The sequence below is a fragment of the Kribbella polygonati genome (assembly GCF_050320105.1).
Lineage (GTDB): Bacteria > Actinomycetota > Actinomycetes > Propionibacteriales > Kribbellaceae > Kribbella.
Window position 1 is genome coordinate 7,681,644 of sequence record NZ_CP190129.1, and the last position, 13,778, is coordinate 7,695,421.

At 69.6% G+C, this 13,778-nt stretch carries 14 protein-coding genes and 1 pseudogene; 10 read left to right on the forward strand and 5 right to left on the reverse strand.

Going from position 1 to position 13,778, the window contains the following annotated elements:
* Nucleotides 1-13 precede the first annotated feature (13 nt).
* From ACQHIV_RS36875 to ACQHIV_RS36895, 5 genes and pseudogenes are all read left to right on the forward strand, one after another.
* A pseudogene (locus ACQHIV_RS36875) lies at nucleotides 14-424 on the forward strand (GNAT family N-acetyltransferase); the annotation flags it as partial.
* A gap of 24 nt (nucleotides 425-448) precedes the next feature.
* The gene (locus ACQHIV_RS36880) at nucleotides 449-1,369 is read left to right on the forward strand and encodes an MSMEG_0567/sll0787 family protein (protein ID WP_427896638.1); all 921 of its coding nucleotides are present in this window, start codon (nucleotides 449-451) and stop codon (nucleotides 1,367-1,369) included.
* Complete coding sequence (locus ACQHIV_RS36885; RefSeq protein WP_427888956.1) at nucleotides 1,366-2,193, forward strand: carbon-nitrogen hydrolase family protein; 828 nt, start codon at nucleotides 1,366-1,368, stop codon at nucleotides 2,191-2,193. The genes ACQHIV_RS36880 and ACQHIV_RS36885 overlap by 4 nt, the downstream gene beginning before the upstream one ends.
* Nucleotides 2,184-3,002 carry a carbon-nitrogen hydrolase family protein gene (locus ACQHIV_RS36890; protein WP_427888957.1) on the forward strand — a complete coding sequence of 273 codons (819 nt, stop codon included), beginning with the start codon at nucleotides 2,184-2,186 and terminating at the stop codon, nucleotides 3,000-3,002. Before ACQHIV_RS36885 ends, ACQHIV_RS36890 begins: the two co-directional genes overlap by 10 nt.
* On the forward strand, nucleotides 3,002-4,063 hold the full coding sequence (locus ACQHIV_RS36895) for an MSMEG_0565 family glycosyltransferase (protein WP_427888958.1): 1,062 nt from the start codon (nucleotides 3,002-3,004) through the stop codon (nucleotides 4,061-4,063). Before ACQHIV_RS36890 ends, ACQHIV_RS36895 begins: the two co-directional genes overlap by 1 nt.
* Here the strand turns inward: ACQHIV_RS36895 and ACQHIV_RS36900 are convergent.
* A complete protein-coding gene (locus tag ACQHIV_RS36900; RefSeq protein WP_427888959.1) occupies nucleotides 4,056-4,937 on the reverse strand; it encodes a LysR family transcriptional regulator in 882 nt (293 codons plus the stop codon). The two genes, ACQHIV_RS36895 and ACQHIV_RS36900, sit on opposite strands and share 8 nt — an antisense overlap.
* Before the next feature lie 137 nt (nucleotides 4,938-5,074).
* On the opposite strand from ACQHIV_RS36900, the gene ACQHIV_RS36905 reads away from it, so the two are divergent.
* Complete coding sequence (locus tag ACQHIV_RS36905) at nucleotides 5,075-6,175, forward strand: MFS transporter (RefSeq protein ID WP_427888960.1); 1,101 nt, start codon at nucleotides 5,075-5,077, stop codon at nucleotides 6,173-6,175.
* A 7-nt stretch (nucleotides 6,176-6,182) separates the two neighbouring features.
* The gene (locus ACQHIV_RS36910) at nucleotides 6,183-6,839 is read left to right on the forward strand and encodes a hypothetical protein (protein ID WP_427888961.1); all 657 of its coding nucleotides are present in this window, start codon (nucleotides 6,183-6,185) and stop codon (nucleotides 6,837-6,839) included.
* On the opposite strand, the gene ACQHIV_RS36915 is transcribed toward ACQHIV_RS36910, so the two are convergent.
* The 3 genes from ACQHIV_RS36915 to ACQHIV_RS36925 are packed head-to-tail and all read right to left on the reverse strand — an operon-like array spanning nucleotide 6,810 to nucleotide 9,338.
* Nucleotides 6,810-7,763 (reverse strand): R2-like ligand-binding oxidase, encoded by a 954-nt coding sequence (locus ACQHIV_RS36915; RefSeq protein ID WP_427888962.1) that lies wholly within the window; start codon nucleotides 7,761-7,763, stop codon nucleotides 6,810-6,812. The genes ACQHIV_RS36910 and ACQHIV_RS36915 overlap by 30 nt on opposite strands.
* The gene (locus ACQHIV_RS36920) at nucleotides 7,760-8,353 is read right to left on the reverse strand and encodes a TetR family transcriptional regulator (protein ID WP_427888963.1); all 594 of its coding nucleotides are present in this window, start codon (nucleotides 8,351-8,353) and stop codon (nucleotides 7,760-7,762) included. The genes ACQHIV_RS36915 and ACQHIV_RS36920 overlap by 4 nt, the downstream gene beginning before the upstream one ends.
* A 55-nt stretch (nucleotides 8,354-8,408) precedes the next feature.
* Nucleotides 8,409-9,338, reverse strand: coding sequence for a TauD/TfdA dioxygenase family protein (locus tag ACQHIV_RS36925; RefSeq protein ID WP_427888964.1), 930 nt, complete (start codon nucleotides 9,336-9,338; stop codon nucleotides 8,409-8,411).
* A gap of 111 nt (nucleotides 9,339-9,449) precedes the next feature.
* Here ACQHIV_RS36925 and larE point away from each other — a divergent pair, with 111 nt between their 5' ends.
* Both larE and ACQHIV_RS36935 read left to right on the forward strand, forming a co-directional pair.
* On the forward strand, nucleotides 9,450-10,925 hold the full coding sequence (gene larE, locus ACQHIV_RS36930) for an ATP-dependent sacrificial sulfur transferase LarE (RefSeq protein ID WP_427888965.1): 1,476 nt from the start codon (nucleotides 9,450-9,452) through the stop codon (nucleotides 10,923-10,925).
* A 106-nt stretch (nucleotides 10,926-11,031) separates the two neighbouring features.
* Nucleotides 11,032-11,415: a cold-shock protein gene (locus ACQHIV_RS36935; protein ID WP_427888966.1), complete on the forward strand. Its 384-nt coding sequence runs from the start codon at nucleotides 11,032-11,034 to the stop codon at nucleotides 11,413-11,415.
* A 2-nt stretch (nucleotides 11,416-11,417) separates the two neighbouring features.
* Here the strand turns inward: ACQHIV_RS36935 and ACQHIV_RS36940 are convergent, their stop codons facing one another.
* Entirely contained in the window at nucleotides 11,418-12,146 is a 729-nt protein-coding gene (locus ACQHIV_RS36940) for a TetR/AcrR family transcriptional regulator (protein WP_427888967.1), read from the reverse strand.
* Between the two features lie 100 nt (nucleotides 12,147-12,246).
* On the opposite strand from ACQHIV_RS36940, the gene ACQHIV_RS36945 reads away from it, so the two are divergent.
* Nucleotides 12,247-13,776, forward strand: a complete 1,530-nt coding sequence (locus tag ACQHIV_RS36945) for an MFS transporter (protein ID WP_427888968.1) — start codon at nucleotides 12,247-12,249, stop codon at nucleotides 13,774-13,776.
* Nucleotides 13,777-13,778: the final 2 nt, after the last annotated feature.

The following is a 13,778-nucleotide window of genomic DNA, read 5'->3' on the forward strand; positions in this document are numbered from 1 at the left end:
GACGGCTGGTGTGATGCATGCGGCCGACGTCCACGCTCTCCTCGGCGACCCGTCACCACCGTTCCTGATCGAGGAAGCAGACGTCGCGGCCCGTCGTACCTACCACCATCTGAGGCACCAGGCCTTCGTCGAACACCAAGGCCTCTTCGGCCACACCGACCTCGACCACCGCGACGACGACCCTCGAACGGTCGTTCTGACAGCGAGGGATCACACCGGGACCGTCATAGGTGGTGTTCGGCTGGGTCCGGCAACGCCAGGGCCCGACATCGGTTGGTGGCAAGGCGGCCGCCTGGTAGCGGCTCCATCGAGTAGGGGAGTGGGAGCTGCATTGGTGCGGGCTGCGTGTGCCCGGGCCGAGGCGGCTGGTGCTCTGCGGTTTGACGCGACCGTGCAGCTTGGGACTCAGCGGTTCTTTCAGCGGCTTGGTTGGGACACCGTCAGGCCGGTGACGGTTGCGGAGACACCGCATGTGTTGATGCGGTGGCCGATCGACCGGATCGCCCGGCTGGCCGCGGCGACCAAGAGTGCGCTCGGGCCTTTGCTGCACGGGATCGGGCCGGCCGGGTACGTCGGCGACGACGGGGCACCCGTGCCGGGCAGTGACCTGGTTGCGGCCTGTGACGCGATTCTGCCCGCGATGGTCGAGCGCGATCCCGAGTGGGCCGGCTGGTGCTCGGTGCTCGTGAACGTCAACGATCTCGCCGCGATGGGCGCCGTACCGGTCGGTCTGCTCGATGCCCTGGGTGCCCGCGACGCCGCGAGCGCCGAACGTGTGCTCCGTGGCCTGAAAGCGGCGTCGGCCGCGTACGGCGTACCGATCCTCGGCGGCCACACACAGCTCGGTGTACCGGCGGCGTTGAGCGTCACCGCACTCGGCCGGACCGCACAGCCGGTGGCCGGCGGCGGTGGACGACCGGGCGACCAGGTCCGGTTGACCGCCGACCTCGGTGGCGGCTGGCGACCCGGGTACGCCGGCCGGCAGTGGGACTCGACCAGCCACCGCCGCCCGGACGAACTCCGGCAGCTGATCGCGGCGGTCGGACGCGCGCAGCCGACGGCGGCGAAGGACGTGTCGATGGCAGGCGTCGCCGGAACACTCGGGATGCTCGCGGAGGCCTCGGGCTGCGCGGCGGTCCTGGACGTGGCCGCGGTACCGAAGCCGGAGGCGGCGTCGATGGGGGACTGGCTGACCTGTTTCCCCGGCTTCGCGATGCTCACCACCGGACCGCGGGAACTGGACGCCGGACCGGCCGCAGGGGCCGCGTGCGGCGAGCTGACCACAGGGCAGGGAGTGGTACTGCGCTGGCCGGACGGCGACGTGACCACCGCATTGACCGCCGGCGTGACCGGGATGGGAGCAGCATGACGCTCAGGATGGCGGCCGTGGCCGCGAACTTCGACCGCGACCTGGAGGCGGACTTCGCCCGGGTGGAGCGGCTGATCGGGCAGGCCCGCGAGGCCGGCGTACGCCTGCTCGCACTGCCGGAAGGCACTCTCGGCGGGTACCTGCTCAGCCTTGACGGCACGGCGGAACCGCCGCCCGCCTTCACCGCGGACAGCCCCGAGATCCAGCGGCTCGCCCGACTTGCCGGCGACCTGGTCGTCACCGCCGGGTACGCCGAAGCGGCCGGCGGACTGATCTACAACAGCGCGGTCTGCGTGACGGGTGACGGCGTACTCGGGCAGCACCGAAAGGTGCACCAGCCGCTGCGGGAGGACGAGCACTACGCGGCGGGGGACCGGTTCGAGGCGTTCGACACACCGGTCGGCCGGCTCGGTCTGATGATCTGTTACGACAAGGCGTTCCCGGAGGCGGCCCGTGCGCTCGCCCTGGACGGCGCGCAGATCATCGTCTGCATGTCGGCCTGGCCCGGCGCGCGAACGAACCCGGACCCCGATCTGGCGAAGGACCGGTGGAAGCGGCGATTCGATCTGTTCGATCGGGCCAGGGCGCTGGAGAACCAGGTGGTCTGGCTGTCGGCGAACCAGTCCGGCACGTTCGGTTCGCTGCGGTTCGTGGCGAGTGCCAAGGTCGTCGACCCGGGCGGCGAGATCCTCGCGGACACCGGTGTCACCGAAGGGATGGCGATCGCCGAGCTGGACATCGAGCAGGCGCTGGATTTGGCCCGGCGGTCGATGGGGCATCTGCGCGACCGACGGCCGGAGGCGTACGAGCCGGCATGGGCCTGAAGATCGGAGCGGTGGCCGCCGGGTTCACCCGGGATCTCGAGTTCGACCTGTCCCGGGTCGAGGCGCTGATCCGGCACGGCCGCCGCGAGGAGGTGCAGCTGCTCGTGCTGCCGGACGCGGTGCTCGGCGGGTACCTCGACGACCTGAGCAGCCCGGCACTCGACGACCTGCCGCCCGCGCTCACCCTCGACGATCCGCTGATCGCCAAGGTGATCGCGATGGCGGGCGAGATGGTGGTCTGCTTCGGCTTCTGCGAGGCGGACGATTCCAAGCGGTACAACACCGCGCTGTGCGTCACCGGTGACGGTATCCTCGGCCGGCACCGCAAGGTGCACCAGCCGCCGGGCGAGCGCACGATCTTTGCCGCGGGCAACGAGTTCGCCGGGTTCGACACACCGGCCGGCCGGATCGGCATGATGATCGACTATGACAAGACGTTCCCGGAGGCGGCCCGCGCACTGGCGGTGGACGGCGCGGACCTGATCGCCTGCCTGTGTGCGTGGCCGACGAGTATCACCAACCGGGCGGCGCGGATGAACGAGGACCGCCAGTCGCGGCTGTTCGATCTCTACGACCGGTCGCGTGCCGCCGAGAACCAGGTCGTGCTGGTCTCGTCCAACCTGACCGGTTCGATCGGCGGCCTCCGGTTCCTCGGGCAGTCCAAGGTGGTCGGCCCGGGCGGTGACATCGTCGCCCGGACCTGGTCGAAGGCCGGGATCGCGATCGCGGAGGTCGACGTACGTGCCGAGATCGACACCGCGCGGCGGGTGCTGCACCACCTCGACGAGCGCCGGCCGGAGGTCTACTGATGCGGGTCGCGCTGCTCAGCTATTCGACCAAGCCCCGGGGCGGTGTCGTGCACACGCTCTACCTCGCCGAGGCACTCGCAGCGGCGGGCGCCGACGTCACCGTCTGGTCGCTCGCGCGGGGTGGCGACGAAGGCTTCTTCCGGCCGGTGGACCCGCGGGTGCGGTTGTCGCTGGTCCCGTTCCCGGACCGGCCGGGTGAGGATGTCGGCGCGCGCATCCTCCGGTCCATCGCCGTACTGCGGGACGCCTTCGACGGATCGCCGTACGACGTCGTGCACGCCCAGGACTGCATCAGCGCGAACGCGGCCGGCCGCTGCATCCGGACCGTGCATCACCTGGACCGCTTCACCACCCCCGAGCTGGCCGCTTGTCACGAGCGCGCGATCGTCGACCCGTACGCACACGTCTGCGTGTCCACCGCGGTCGCCGGCGAACTGCACGCCGGTTGGGGGTTCGAGGCAACAGTCATCCCGAACGGTGTGGATGCCGCGCGGTTCGCGGCCGCCGCGTCGGACGCGGCGGCCGTCGACAGGTGGCGCCGGCGACTCGGCCGGTACGTACTCACCGTCGGCGGCATCGAGCCGCGCAAGGGCTCCCTCGATCTGCTCGAGGCCTACGCCCGGTTGCGGCCGACGGAGTTGAGATTGGTGGTCGCGGGTGGGGAGACGTTGTTCGACTACCGCACCTACCGGACCACATGGGACGAGCGGGTGGCGGACCTCGGGGTCGAGCCGGTCGTGCTCGGCACGGTCGACGACGCGCGGCTCCCGAGCCTGGTCGCCGGCGCCGAGGTGTTCGCGTTCCCGTCGGCCAAGGAAGGTTTCGGCCTCGCGCCCCTGGAGGCGCTGGCGGCCGGCGTGCCGCTGGTGGTGTCCGATCTCCCGGTGTTCCACGAGATCTTCGGTGACGCGGCGACGTACGCAACCGGTCCGGCCGCCCTGGCCGACGCTCTGCGTACCGCGGACCATTCTCGCGCGGAGCTGGGACGCAAGGTCGCCGAGAGCTACAGGTGGTCGGCTGCGGCCGAAGCCCACCTGCAGCTCTACGCACGCCTCAGCTGATCGAAAGGTGCTCGGCGAAGGCTGCTATTGAGGGGGTTTGCTCGCCGCGACGCCAGATCAGTGCGAGCGCGGAGTCGGGGATGCCGGTTACCGGGATCGTGGTGATGTCCGCGCGTTGGTTGGTGGCGGCGGTCGAGCTGCAGATGAGCATCGCGCCGCGGCCGGCGGCGATCAGTGACAGGCCTTCCTGCACCGTGGCGACCTCCGGGCCGCGGTGGATCAGGGCGCCGCTCGGGGTCTGGGCCGGCGCCTGGGCCTGGCGCCAGTACCCGGGTGCCGGGCCGGAGTATGCGATCAGGGTCTCGCCCGCCAGCTGCTCCGCGTCGATCGAGGTGTGTTCCGCCAGCCGGTGGCGCTTCGGCACGGCCAGCGTCTGCGGATGCCGCGAGAACACCGGCCCTACGACGACATCGTCCTCGGCGACCGGCAGCAGTACGACGGCCGCGTCGACCATGCGCCGCCGGAGCCCGCCGAACGGGTCGTTCAACGGCAGCTCGCACACGGTCAGCCGGCAGTTCGGGTTCCGTTCCTGGAATGCCGACACCGCCCGCAGGATCTCGTCGCTCGCCGCGCCCTGGAACCCGATCCGCAGCGTCCCGTGCGCGGCAGCGGCGTACTCGCGAGCGTTCTCGACCACCCGCTCCAAGGCGGCGTACGCCGGTCGCAGCGAGGTCAGGAACTCCTTCCCCAGCGGAGTCAGCGCCACCCGCCGGCTGGTCCGCTCGAACAGCTGCCCGCCGATCCGCCGCTCCAGCGACTGCAGCAGCTGGCTGACCCGGCTCTGCGACAGGTAGAGCCGTTCCGCGGTGCGCCCGAAGTGCAACTCGTCCGCCAGGATGAGGAAGCACTCCAGTTCGCGTACGTCGAGCGCCATGCGCCGGCCTCCGATCGATTAGCCCCACTAATACAAGCATCATCAGATCGCCGTTGTTCCGCACCGGTGGCAGGCCGCTCACTGGTGACATGACAACAATCTGCGTCGAGGTCCGTGGGTGGGCCGGCGCTGTGACGATGGCTGCGACGGTTTTCACCGTGGTGACGGCCGAGATGCTGCCGGTCGGGCTGCTGACGCCGATGAGCGAATCTCTCCACGTAACGGACGGCGCCGCGGGCCTGGCACTGACAGCTACGGGGGTTACCTCAGCAGTTGCCGCGCCAGTGCTGCCTTTGGTGCTGGGCCGACTTGACCGCAAGGCAGTGCTGGGCGGACTGATGGTTCTGCTGGCCGCGTCGGCCTTCGCCGCCGCCATCACGTCGAGCTTCCTCGTGCTGATACTGACGAGAATCCTGATGGGCATCTCGATCGGTGGCGTCTGGCTCCTCACGGTCAGCCTCGCCCGCCGCGTCGTACCGCCGCACGCGGCCGGCCTGGCGACCAGCCTGATCTTCTCCGGTATCGGCATCGCCTCGGTGCTGGGGATCCCGGCCGGCGCGTACGTCGGCGAGCTGGCCGGCTGGCGCTGGGCGTTCGCCGGCGTCGGCGTCCTCGCACTCGCGCTGTCCGTTGCCCTGAGCATCTACCTCCCGAGTCTCCCGCCGGAGCGAGCCGTCCGGCTGTGCGACGTACGGGAAGTCCTGCGCCTCCACCAGGTCCGCGTCGGCCTCGTCCTGGTCGCGCTGATCGTGACCGGCCACTTCGCGGCGTACACCTACGTCCGCCCGCTCCTCGAACCGCACATCGCCCCGGCGCTGATCGGCGCGTTCCTGCTCGCGTACGGCGTGGCCGGCGTACTCGGCAACTTCCTCACCGGCACCCTCCGCCCGACCCGCGCCCTGACCCTCATCGCCACCGGCATCGCCCTCACAGCGTTGGCCATGCCAATAGTCGGCACCACAGCAATCGGAGCGCTGGGACTGCTGGTGATCTGGGGTCTCGCATACGGCGGTACGACGGTCAGCACGCAGGCGTGGGCACACGCCGCGGCGCCCAGTGCCCCCGAATCATCGTCCGCTGTCCTGGTGGGGATGTTCAACGGATCGATCGCACTGGGCGCCTTCACCGGCGGCCAGGTCGCCGACCACTTCGGCACGCCGACGGTCACCTGGCTTCCGGCCGTACTCGCGACTGTCGCACTCGTCGTGCTGTACGTGACGCGCGTCCGCGCTGAATAATCCGGCCATGGGTTTTTGGGGCACCTTCTTGGTTGCGCGCAGCGACAAGCCGCTGACAGAACTCGACGACGTCCGGGAGTTGGCCGGCAACGTCCTCTGGCACGGCGAGGGTGATGACGGCTGGCAGGTGCTTCAGCTGCATCGGGCTCCGGAAGGCTGGGGCCCGCCGATGACCGGCGGGGACGATCGGGAAGACCTGCTGACCTCGGTGATGGCGCAGACCGCAAGCCCGGTGCTCGCCGCGATCGTGCTGGACAGCGACGGCGCCCAGTTGATCGGTTACAGCCCGCGGGCGGGCCGGTGGAGCGGATGGCTGAAGCTCGAGGTGCTCATCGACTACCTCGAGTGGCAGTACCGGGAGCACCTCGAGGTGGATGACGACGAGGAGTTGCCGGACGACCTCGACACGTTCTGGGAGGAGCGTTACCGCGAGGCGTGCAGGCCGTTGTACGAACTGGTGCCGCCTGCCGACGTCGCCGCGCCGCATGCCGTCGCGTGGGCGGTCGAGGCCGGTTACGCGCCGGCGGTGGACGAGGTCGAGGCGGTGCTGGCCGGGGGTGAAGCCTTCGCCGAGGACCAGTTCCTCAAGCTCCTGCTCGCTCTCGGCCTGCCGACGCCCGCGCCGACCGGCGACCTACTCGCGGACAGCGGCGAGGGCGGCTGAGTCCTCGTCGCCGAAGGTGTCCTCGAGCTTCTCGGGCGAGTAGTCCAGGTCGATGCCGGCGACGTCCGCGCCGACGGCCGACTCGATCGCGCCGAGGCGGCGGGTGGCGCGGTCGCCGGCGTACGTCATCAGCGCGGTCGGGTTGATCTCCGGCGGGAGCTCGGGGGAGTTGTCCATCGCCCACTGGATCTGCGTCAGCGCGTGCGGGAGGAGCTCCTCCATCGTGTCGGTGACGACCTTCCAGTTCGACGCGTCGGCCGCGACGTGCCGACGACAGGTGAACGTGCCCCAGGCCATGTGCCGGCGCTCGTCGTCACCGATCCGCCGGATCAGCTCCTGCATGCCGGGCAGTACGCCGCGGGCCGTGCAGAGCAGGTTCCAGGCGTGGTACCCGGTGAGGGCGAGCGTTCCTTCGACGACGTGGTTGTAGGTCACCGACGCGCGCACCTGGTTGGACGGCGACGGGTCGTCGGCCAGCGACTTCAGCGCGACCGGCAGCGCCTCGTAGAAGATCGCGCGGTATCCGGGGTTGTTCTCGACGTACCGGTGCAGGTCCTCGGTGACGCCGACCGCGTCCAGCCAGAGCCGGAAGACCGCGGTGTGCTTCGCCTCCTCGAAACAGAACTGCGTCAGGTACATCTCGTCGCCGAACCGTCCCTCGGCCGACATCGCCTGCAGGAACGGCTGCAGGTCCTCGGTGACCGCCTCCTCGCCCGCGATGAACTGCGAGCAGAGCATCAGGGCGTTGTCCTTGTCGTTGTCGTCCAGCTCCTGCCAGTCCTTCGCGTCCTGGCTGAAGTCGATGTCCCGCGGGTTCCAGAACTTGCGGTTGCCCTTGTCGAAGAGCCTGAGCGGCAGGGCGTCCCAGTTGAAGCCACCAGACTTCAAGGAACTGAAACCCTGCCGGTGCAGTGGATTCGTCATACGTGCAACCTCCGAGACTCGGCCAAGAAGGGGGAGAGGACGCGGGCCAGCTGCGCCGCCACCACCGCGGGGGGAGGGCCCGGGGTGACGATGTGGCTGATGACGACGCGCAGCGCGACGTCGACGCAGCTGGTCGCGTCCTCGGCGGGTACCTCCGGCCAGTGCTCCCTGACATGGGCATCCAGCCGGAGGTGTGCCAGTTCCAGCACCTGCTGTCCCCGTGTCGTCAGCAGCTGACTGGCCTGGTCCGATCCCGGCCGGCTCAGCGCCGCCTTCACCAGCGGGTTCGCCCCGGCCAGTGTGAGGGCCCGCTCGACCGCGGCCCGGAGGCCGTCGATCGGATCGGACTCCTCGGCGAGCGCTGCGTTCACATCCAGCAGGAACCGCTCGGTCTCGCGCGCCGCGACGGCCTCCAGCACACCCCACTTGTCCCCGAACTCGTTGTAGACGGTCTGCCGGGACACCCCGGTCCGACGAGCTACCTCCGCCATCCGGAGCCCGTCGTACCCACCTGTTTCGATGGCGTCCTGTGCAGCGTCCAGCAACTCGTCACGAAGGCGGCGTTTGGTCCGATCGGCAAACGAGTCCATGCGGACGAGGGTTTACAAAAATGCTCCAGATGTCAAGAGCACGGACAGCGTGTTGTTAGTTGTCAAGTGTGGAGTAGTGCGAGGCGTCGCCGGTGCGCGGCGTACTGCGGACCCCGTCGACGCTCACCGGCACCTCGCCGGCGAGCGTGATCCGGTGCAGCCGGCGCGGCAGATCGTCGTAGTCGGCGACTCCGAAGTGCTGGGTCGCACGGTTGTCCCAGATCGCCAGGTCGCCGGGCTGCCAGTGCCAGCGGACGGTGTTGTCGTTGTTCGTCACCCGGTTCTGCAACAGGTGGAACAGCGCGGTGGTCTCCGCCGAGCTGAGGCCGACGAAGCGCCGTACGAAATGGCCGAGGATCAGCGAGCGCTCGCCGGTCTCGGGATGGACGCGGACCACCGGATGCTCGGTCTCGAACAGCTTCGACTCGAACTGCTTGTGGTGCTCCTCGTACTTCACGTCCACCCCGCCGATCCGCCCCTCGTCGGCGTGCCCCGCGTAGTCGTACACGTTGCTGTGCACCGCCCACAGTCGATCCACCAGCGCCTGCAGGGCGCGCGGGAGACTCGCGTACGCCGTCACGGTGTTCGCCCAGGTGGTGTCGCCGCCGTACGCCGGCAGTGTGACCGCCCGGAGCAGGCTGATCGCGGGGATCCGGTCGACGAACGTGACGTCGGTGTGCCAGCTGTTCGCCTTGCTGTAGTCGGAGTCGATCGGCAGCACGTTCGCCGCCCCGTCGAGGCTCCGCGACGTCGGGTGCGCGAGCGTCGGCGTACCGAGCAGCTTCGCGAACGCGAGCTGACCGGCGTCGTCGAGCTGCTGTTGCTTCCGGAAGAAGATCACCTTGTGCTCGAGCAGTGCGGCCCGGATCGCCGCCACGGTCTCCGGCGCCAGGTCCCCGCCCAGCTCGACGTTCCCGATCACCGCCCCGAGTGCTCCGCCCACCTTGCTGACGGTGATCTCCGGTGCCTGCAGTTGTACGGTCATGGTTCGCTCCCTCACGATCGGTTAAATTCCATAATCCAATCGAATTAGTAGACTTTGGGGTTGTTTCGGGATGCGAGACCGGGTGCGTGACGGGTCACGTAGTGTGGGGGTGTGTCGACCGCCGCGCTTGAACCCGCCCCTGATACCGCCGATGTGCCGGAGTTGGTTGTCGGGTTCGACCTGGACATGACGTTGATCGACTCGCGGCCGGGGATCCAGGCCGTCTGGGACCTGCTGGCCGCGGAGACCGGGGTGCCGATCGACTCGGAGCTCGTCGTCAGCCGGCTCGGGCCGCCGCTGACCTGGGAGATGGCGAACTGGTTCCCGCCGGAGCAGGTCGACGCGATGGTCGCGCGGTACCGCGAGCACTACCCGTCGCACGCGATCTCGGGCAGCCTGCCGCTGCCGGGCGTGGCCGAGTCGCTGGCCGCGATCCGGGCGCTCCGCGGCCGCACGATGGTGGTGTCCGCGAAGTACACGCCGTCGGTCCGGCTGCACCTGGAGCACCTCGGCCTGGACGTCGACGAGCCGGTCGGCGACCTGCACGGGGCCGAGAAGGGTACGGCGCTGCGCGAGCACAGCGCGACGGTCTTCGTCGGCGACCACACCGCGGACATCGACGGCGCGCACGCCGCCGGTGCGATCGCGGTGTCGGTGGCGACCGGACCGTTCACCGCGGACGAGTTGCGCGCGTACGGCGCCGACGTCGTCCTGAACGACCTGACCGAGTTCCCGGCGTGGCTCGAGGAGTACGTGCTGGAGCAGCGGCTCGAGGCGTTGATGCGGCGGCTGTCGTCGTACGACACGATGGTCGTCGCGTTCAGCGGCGGCGCCGACTCGGCGTTCCTGCTGGCGGCCGCCGCGCGGGCGATCGGCCCGGCGAACGTGATCGCCGCGACCGCCGTCTCGCCGTCGCTGCCGGCCGCCGAGCTGGAGCCGGCGGCCCGGTTCGCGGACGGTCTCGGCGTACGGCACGTCACCCCGCACACGCACGAGATGGAGCGCGAGGGGTACCAGGCGAACTCGGGTGCCCGGTGCTACTTCTGCAAGGCCGAGCTGATCGAGACGCTGCAGCCGATCGCCGACGAGTTCGGCATCACCGCGATCGCCACCGGGACCAACGCCGACGACGCGATCGCGGGCTTCCGGCCGGGCATCCGGGCCGCGTTCGAACGCGGCGCGCTGACCCCGCTGCGGGACGCCCGGCTGACCAAGGCGCAGATCCGTGCCGCCTCGCGCAGTTGGGGACTGGACACGTCCGACAAGCCGGCCGCGGCCTGCCTGTCGAGCCGGATCGCGTACGGCATCCGGATCACCCCGAACCTGCTCGCCCGGGTCGACCGCGCCGAGCAGGCGGTCCGGACGAGGTTGTCGTCGTACGGCGTCGAGAACGTCCGCGTCCGCGACCTCGGGGACAGCGCCTCGATCGAGATCGACGCCGTACTGCTCGATCGCGTCGACCAGCGGGAACTGGTGGACGCGGTGGTCGCGGAAGGGTTCGCGACCGCGCAGGTCGACCCGCGCGGATTCCGCTCCGGGTCGATGAACGAGCGGCTGCCGGAACCCGAAAAGTACCGAAACCTTTGAGGGGTGCGGGACGCTGCCGGATCAGGTAGTTTCCCGGAGGCGCGGTTGCGCCGGTTCACGTACGCTTGGTTTTCGATCACCGACATTGACGACTGAAGAGGTTCCCGTGCCCGTTGGCAAGGTGAAGTGGTATGACTCCGAGAAGGGGTTCGGATTCCTCAGCAAGGAGGAGGGCGGGGACGTGTACGTCCGCGCCGAGGCCTTGCCGTCGGGTGTGACCAACCTGAAGCCGGGCCAGAAGGTCGAGTTCGGCGTCGTCGAGGGCCGCAAGGGCGAACAGGCCCTGCAGGTCCGGCTGATCGACCCGCCGCCGTCGGTGGCCAAGGCGATGCGGCCGAAGCCTGAGGAGATGCAGGTCGTCATCGAGGACCTGATCAAGCTCCTCGACCGGATCGGCGAGGGCTACCGGCACGGCCGGCAGCCCGACAACAAGTCCGCCCGTCAGGTCGCGACCGTGCTGCGCGGGGTCGCGGACAAGCTCGACATCTGAGCTCAGGCGGTCAACCGATCGATCCGGGACTGGATGCCGTCCAGCACGGTGTCCAGCCCGAAGCCGAACTCCGCCGCGTCGAAGTCGCCCGCGTACACGTCGTCCTCGGGTTGCTCGAGCGTGGCCGCGATACCGGGGAAGCGGTCCGGGGTGGCCAGCATCGTGAGGCGCTGGGTGTACAGCTGATCTGCCTCGCGGACCTCGTCCGGTTCCGTGCGCATGTTCGCGGTGAGTTGCGCCGTACCGCGGATGTAGATGTTCACGAGCAGCATCGCGGACAGTTTGTCCTGCGGGCTCAGCGGCGTGCCGTCGAACGCTGCCAGCCCGGCCTCCATCCACGCCAGCTGGTTCGGTGACAGCGGCGGGTCGACGATCGGGATCTGCAGTATCCATGGGTGTTCGCGGAGCCCGTCACGGAACGCCGTCGCCCAGGCGGTGACCTGGTCGCGCCAGCCCCGCTCCGGGTCGAGCGGCGGTGGTTCGGCGAAGGCGTGTTCGAGCATGACGACGTACAGGTCGTCCTTGGCGTCGACGTACCGGTAGAGCGACATCGTGGTGAAGCCGAGCTCGGCGGCCACCTTGCTCATCGAGACCGCCGCCAGCCCACCCGCGTCCGCGAGCTTGATCGCGGCCCGCGCGATGTCACTGATGTGAAACGCCGGCTTGGGGCCGGGCCTGCTGCGCGCCTCGAAACCCCAGAGCTGCTGCAGGACCCTCGGTAGCTCTTCCATGTTTCGCATCCTATCTGTTTACAGCATAGACAGTCATGTGTATGGTCTGTGTACGGCACACACAGTGTGCGGCGTAGACAGATAAACCGGAGGGGTCGTCATGGGTACGAACGAACGGGCGGGACGCAAGGAGTGGATCGCGCTCGGCGTGCTCGCACTGCCGCTGCTGCTGGTCTCGATGGACGTCTCGGTGCTCTATTTCGCCGTGCCGTTCATCTCGGCCGACCTCGGCGTGAGTGCGACCGAGCAGCTGTGGATCTTCGACATCTACGGCTTCGTCCTCGCCGGCCTGCTGATCACGATGGGCTCGCTCGGCGACCGGATCGGCCGCCGCAAACTGCTGCTGTTCGGCGCGCTCGGGTTCGGCCTCGCCTCCGTCGCCGCGGCGTACGCGCAGAACCCGGAGCAGCTGATCGCCGCCCGCGCCGTGCTCGGCATCGGCGGTGCGACCCTGATGCCGTCGACGCTGGCGCTGATCCGGAACATGTTCCACGACGCCAAGCAGCGGCAGAAGGCGATCGCGTTCTGGAGCGCGGTGATGATGGGCGGGATCACCCTCGGGCCGGTGCTCGGCGGGTTCCTGCTGGAGCACTTCTGGTGGGGTTCGGTGTTCCTGATCAACACCCCGGCGATGGTTCTGCTGCTCGTACTCGCGCCGATGCTGCTGCCGGAGTTCAAGGCTCCGGTGCGCGGGCGGTTCGACCTGCTGGGCTCGGTGCTGTCGCTGGCCGCCGTACTGCCTGTCATCTGGGGTGTGAAAGAGATGGCCGCGCATGGTGTGTCGGTGCGGCCCGTCGTCGCGATCGTCGCCGGCGTGGTGTTCGGCGTGCTGTTCGTACGGCGACAGCGGACCGCCGAGCACCCGATGGTGGACCTGTCGATGTTCCGGAACCGGGCGTTCAGCGGGTCGCTGGCGGCGAACACGATCGGGACCTTGGCGCTGGTCGGCAACGCGGTGTTCCTCACGCAGTACCTGCAGCTGGTGCACGGGCTGTCGCCGCTGAAGGCCGCGCTGTGGTCGCTGGCGCCGTCGGTCCTCGTCGGCGGGGCTGCTCCGCTGGCGACCGCGCTGGCGGGGAAGTTCGACCGGGCCTACGTGATCGGTGGGGCCTTCGTACTCGCGGCTTCCGGGTACGGCGTACTCACCCAGGTGCGGGTCGACTCGTCGCTGGCCGTGCCGCTGGTCGGGGCCGGTCTGCTCGCCGCGGGCCTGGTGATGGTGATGACGCTGGTGACCGAGGCCGTCGTCGGTTCGGTCGCCCCGGAACGGGCCGGGTCGGCGTCCGCGGTGATGGAGACCTGCTCGGAGTTCGGCGGCGCGCTCGGCATCGCGATCCTCGGCTCGATCGGCACCGCCGTCTACCGCTCCGACCTACCCGCCGGCGCCACGGGCCCTGTCCGCGAGGGCCTCCCCGCAGCCACCGCCGCAGCCGCCCACCTCCCCGCTCAGCTCGCCGACTCGCTCCTCACCACCGCCCGCCACGCCTTCACCCACAGCATGAACGCCGTAGCCCTGGTAGGCGCCATCCTCCTCCTGACCACCGCGGTCGCCACCACCCTCACCCTCCGCGGCACCAAGCCCACGGCCCAGCCAACAACCGAGCAGCCGGACCTGGTCCCCACCGCCTGAAC

Coding starts and splice junctions, on each gene's coding strand:
- ACQHIV_RS36890 (WP_427888957.1), top strand. CDS start 2,184: ATGGGCCTGAAGATCGGAGCGGTGGCCGCCGGGTTCACCCGGGATCTC.
- ACQHIV_RS36945 (WP_427888968.1), top strand. CDS start 12,247: ATGGGTACGAACGAACGGGCGGGACGCAAGGAGTGGATCGCGCTCGGC.
- ACQHIV_RS36925 (WP_427888964.1), bottom strand. CDS start 9,338: ATGACCGTACAACTGCAGGCACCGGAGATCACCGTCAGCAAGGTGGGC.
- ACQHIV_RS36910 (WP_427888961.1), top strand. CDS start 6,183: ATGGGTTTTTGGGGCACCTTCTTGGTTGCGCGCAGCGACAAGCCGCTG.
- ACQHIV_RS36915 (WP_427888962.1), bottom strand. CDS start 7,763: ATGACGAATCCACTGCACCGGCAGGGTTTCAGTTCCTTGAAGTCTGGT.
- ACQHIV_RS36885 (WP_427888956.1), top strand. CDS start 1,366: ATGACGCTCAGGATGGCGGCCGTGGCCGCGAACTTCGACCGCGACCTG.
- ACQHIV_RS36905 (WP_427888960.1), top strand. CDS start 5,075: ATGGCTGCGACGGTTTTCACCGTGGTGACGGCCGAGATGCTGCCGGTC.
- ACQHIV_RS36940 (WP_427888967.1), bottom strand. CDS start 12,146: ATGGAAGAGCTACCGAGGGTCCTGCAGCAGCTCTGGGGTTTCGAGGCG.
- ACQHIV_RS36920 (WP_427888963.1), bottom strand. CDS start 8,353: ATGGACTCGTTTGCCGATCGGACCAAACGCCGCCTTCGTGACGAGTTG.
- ACQHIV_RS36895 (WP_427888958.1), top strand. CDS start 3,002: ATGCGGGTCGCGCTGCTCAGCTATTCGACCAAGCCCCGGGGCGGTGTC.
- ACQHIV_RS36900 (WP_427888959.1), bottom strand. CDS start 4,937: ATGGCGCTCGACGTACGCGAACTGGAGTGCTTCCTCATCCTGGCGGAC.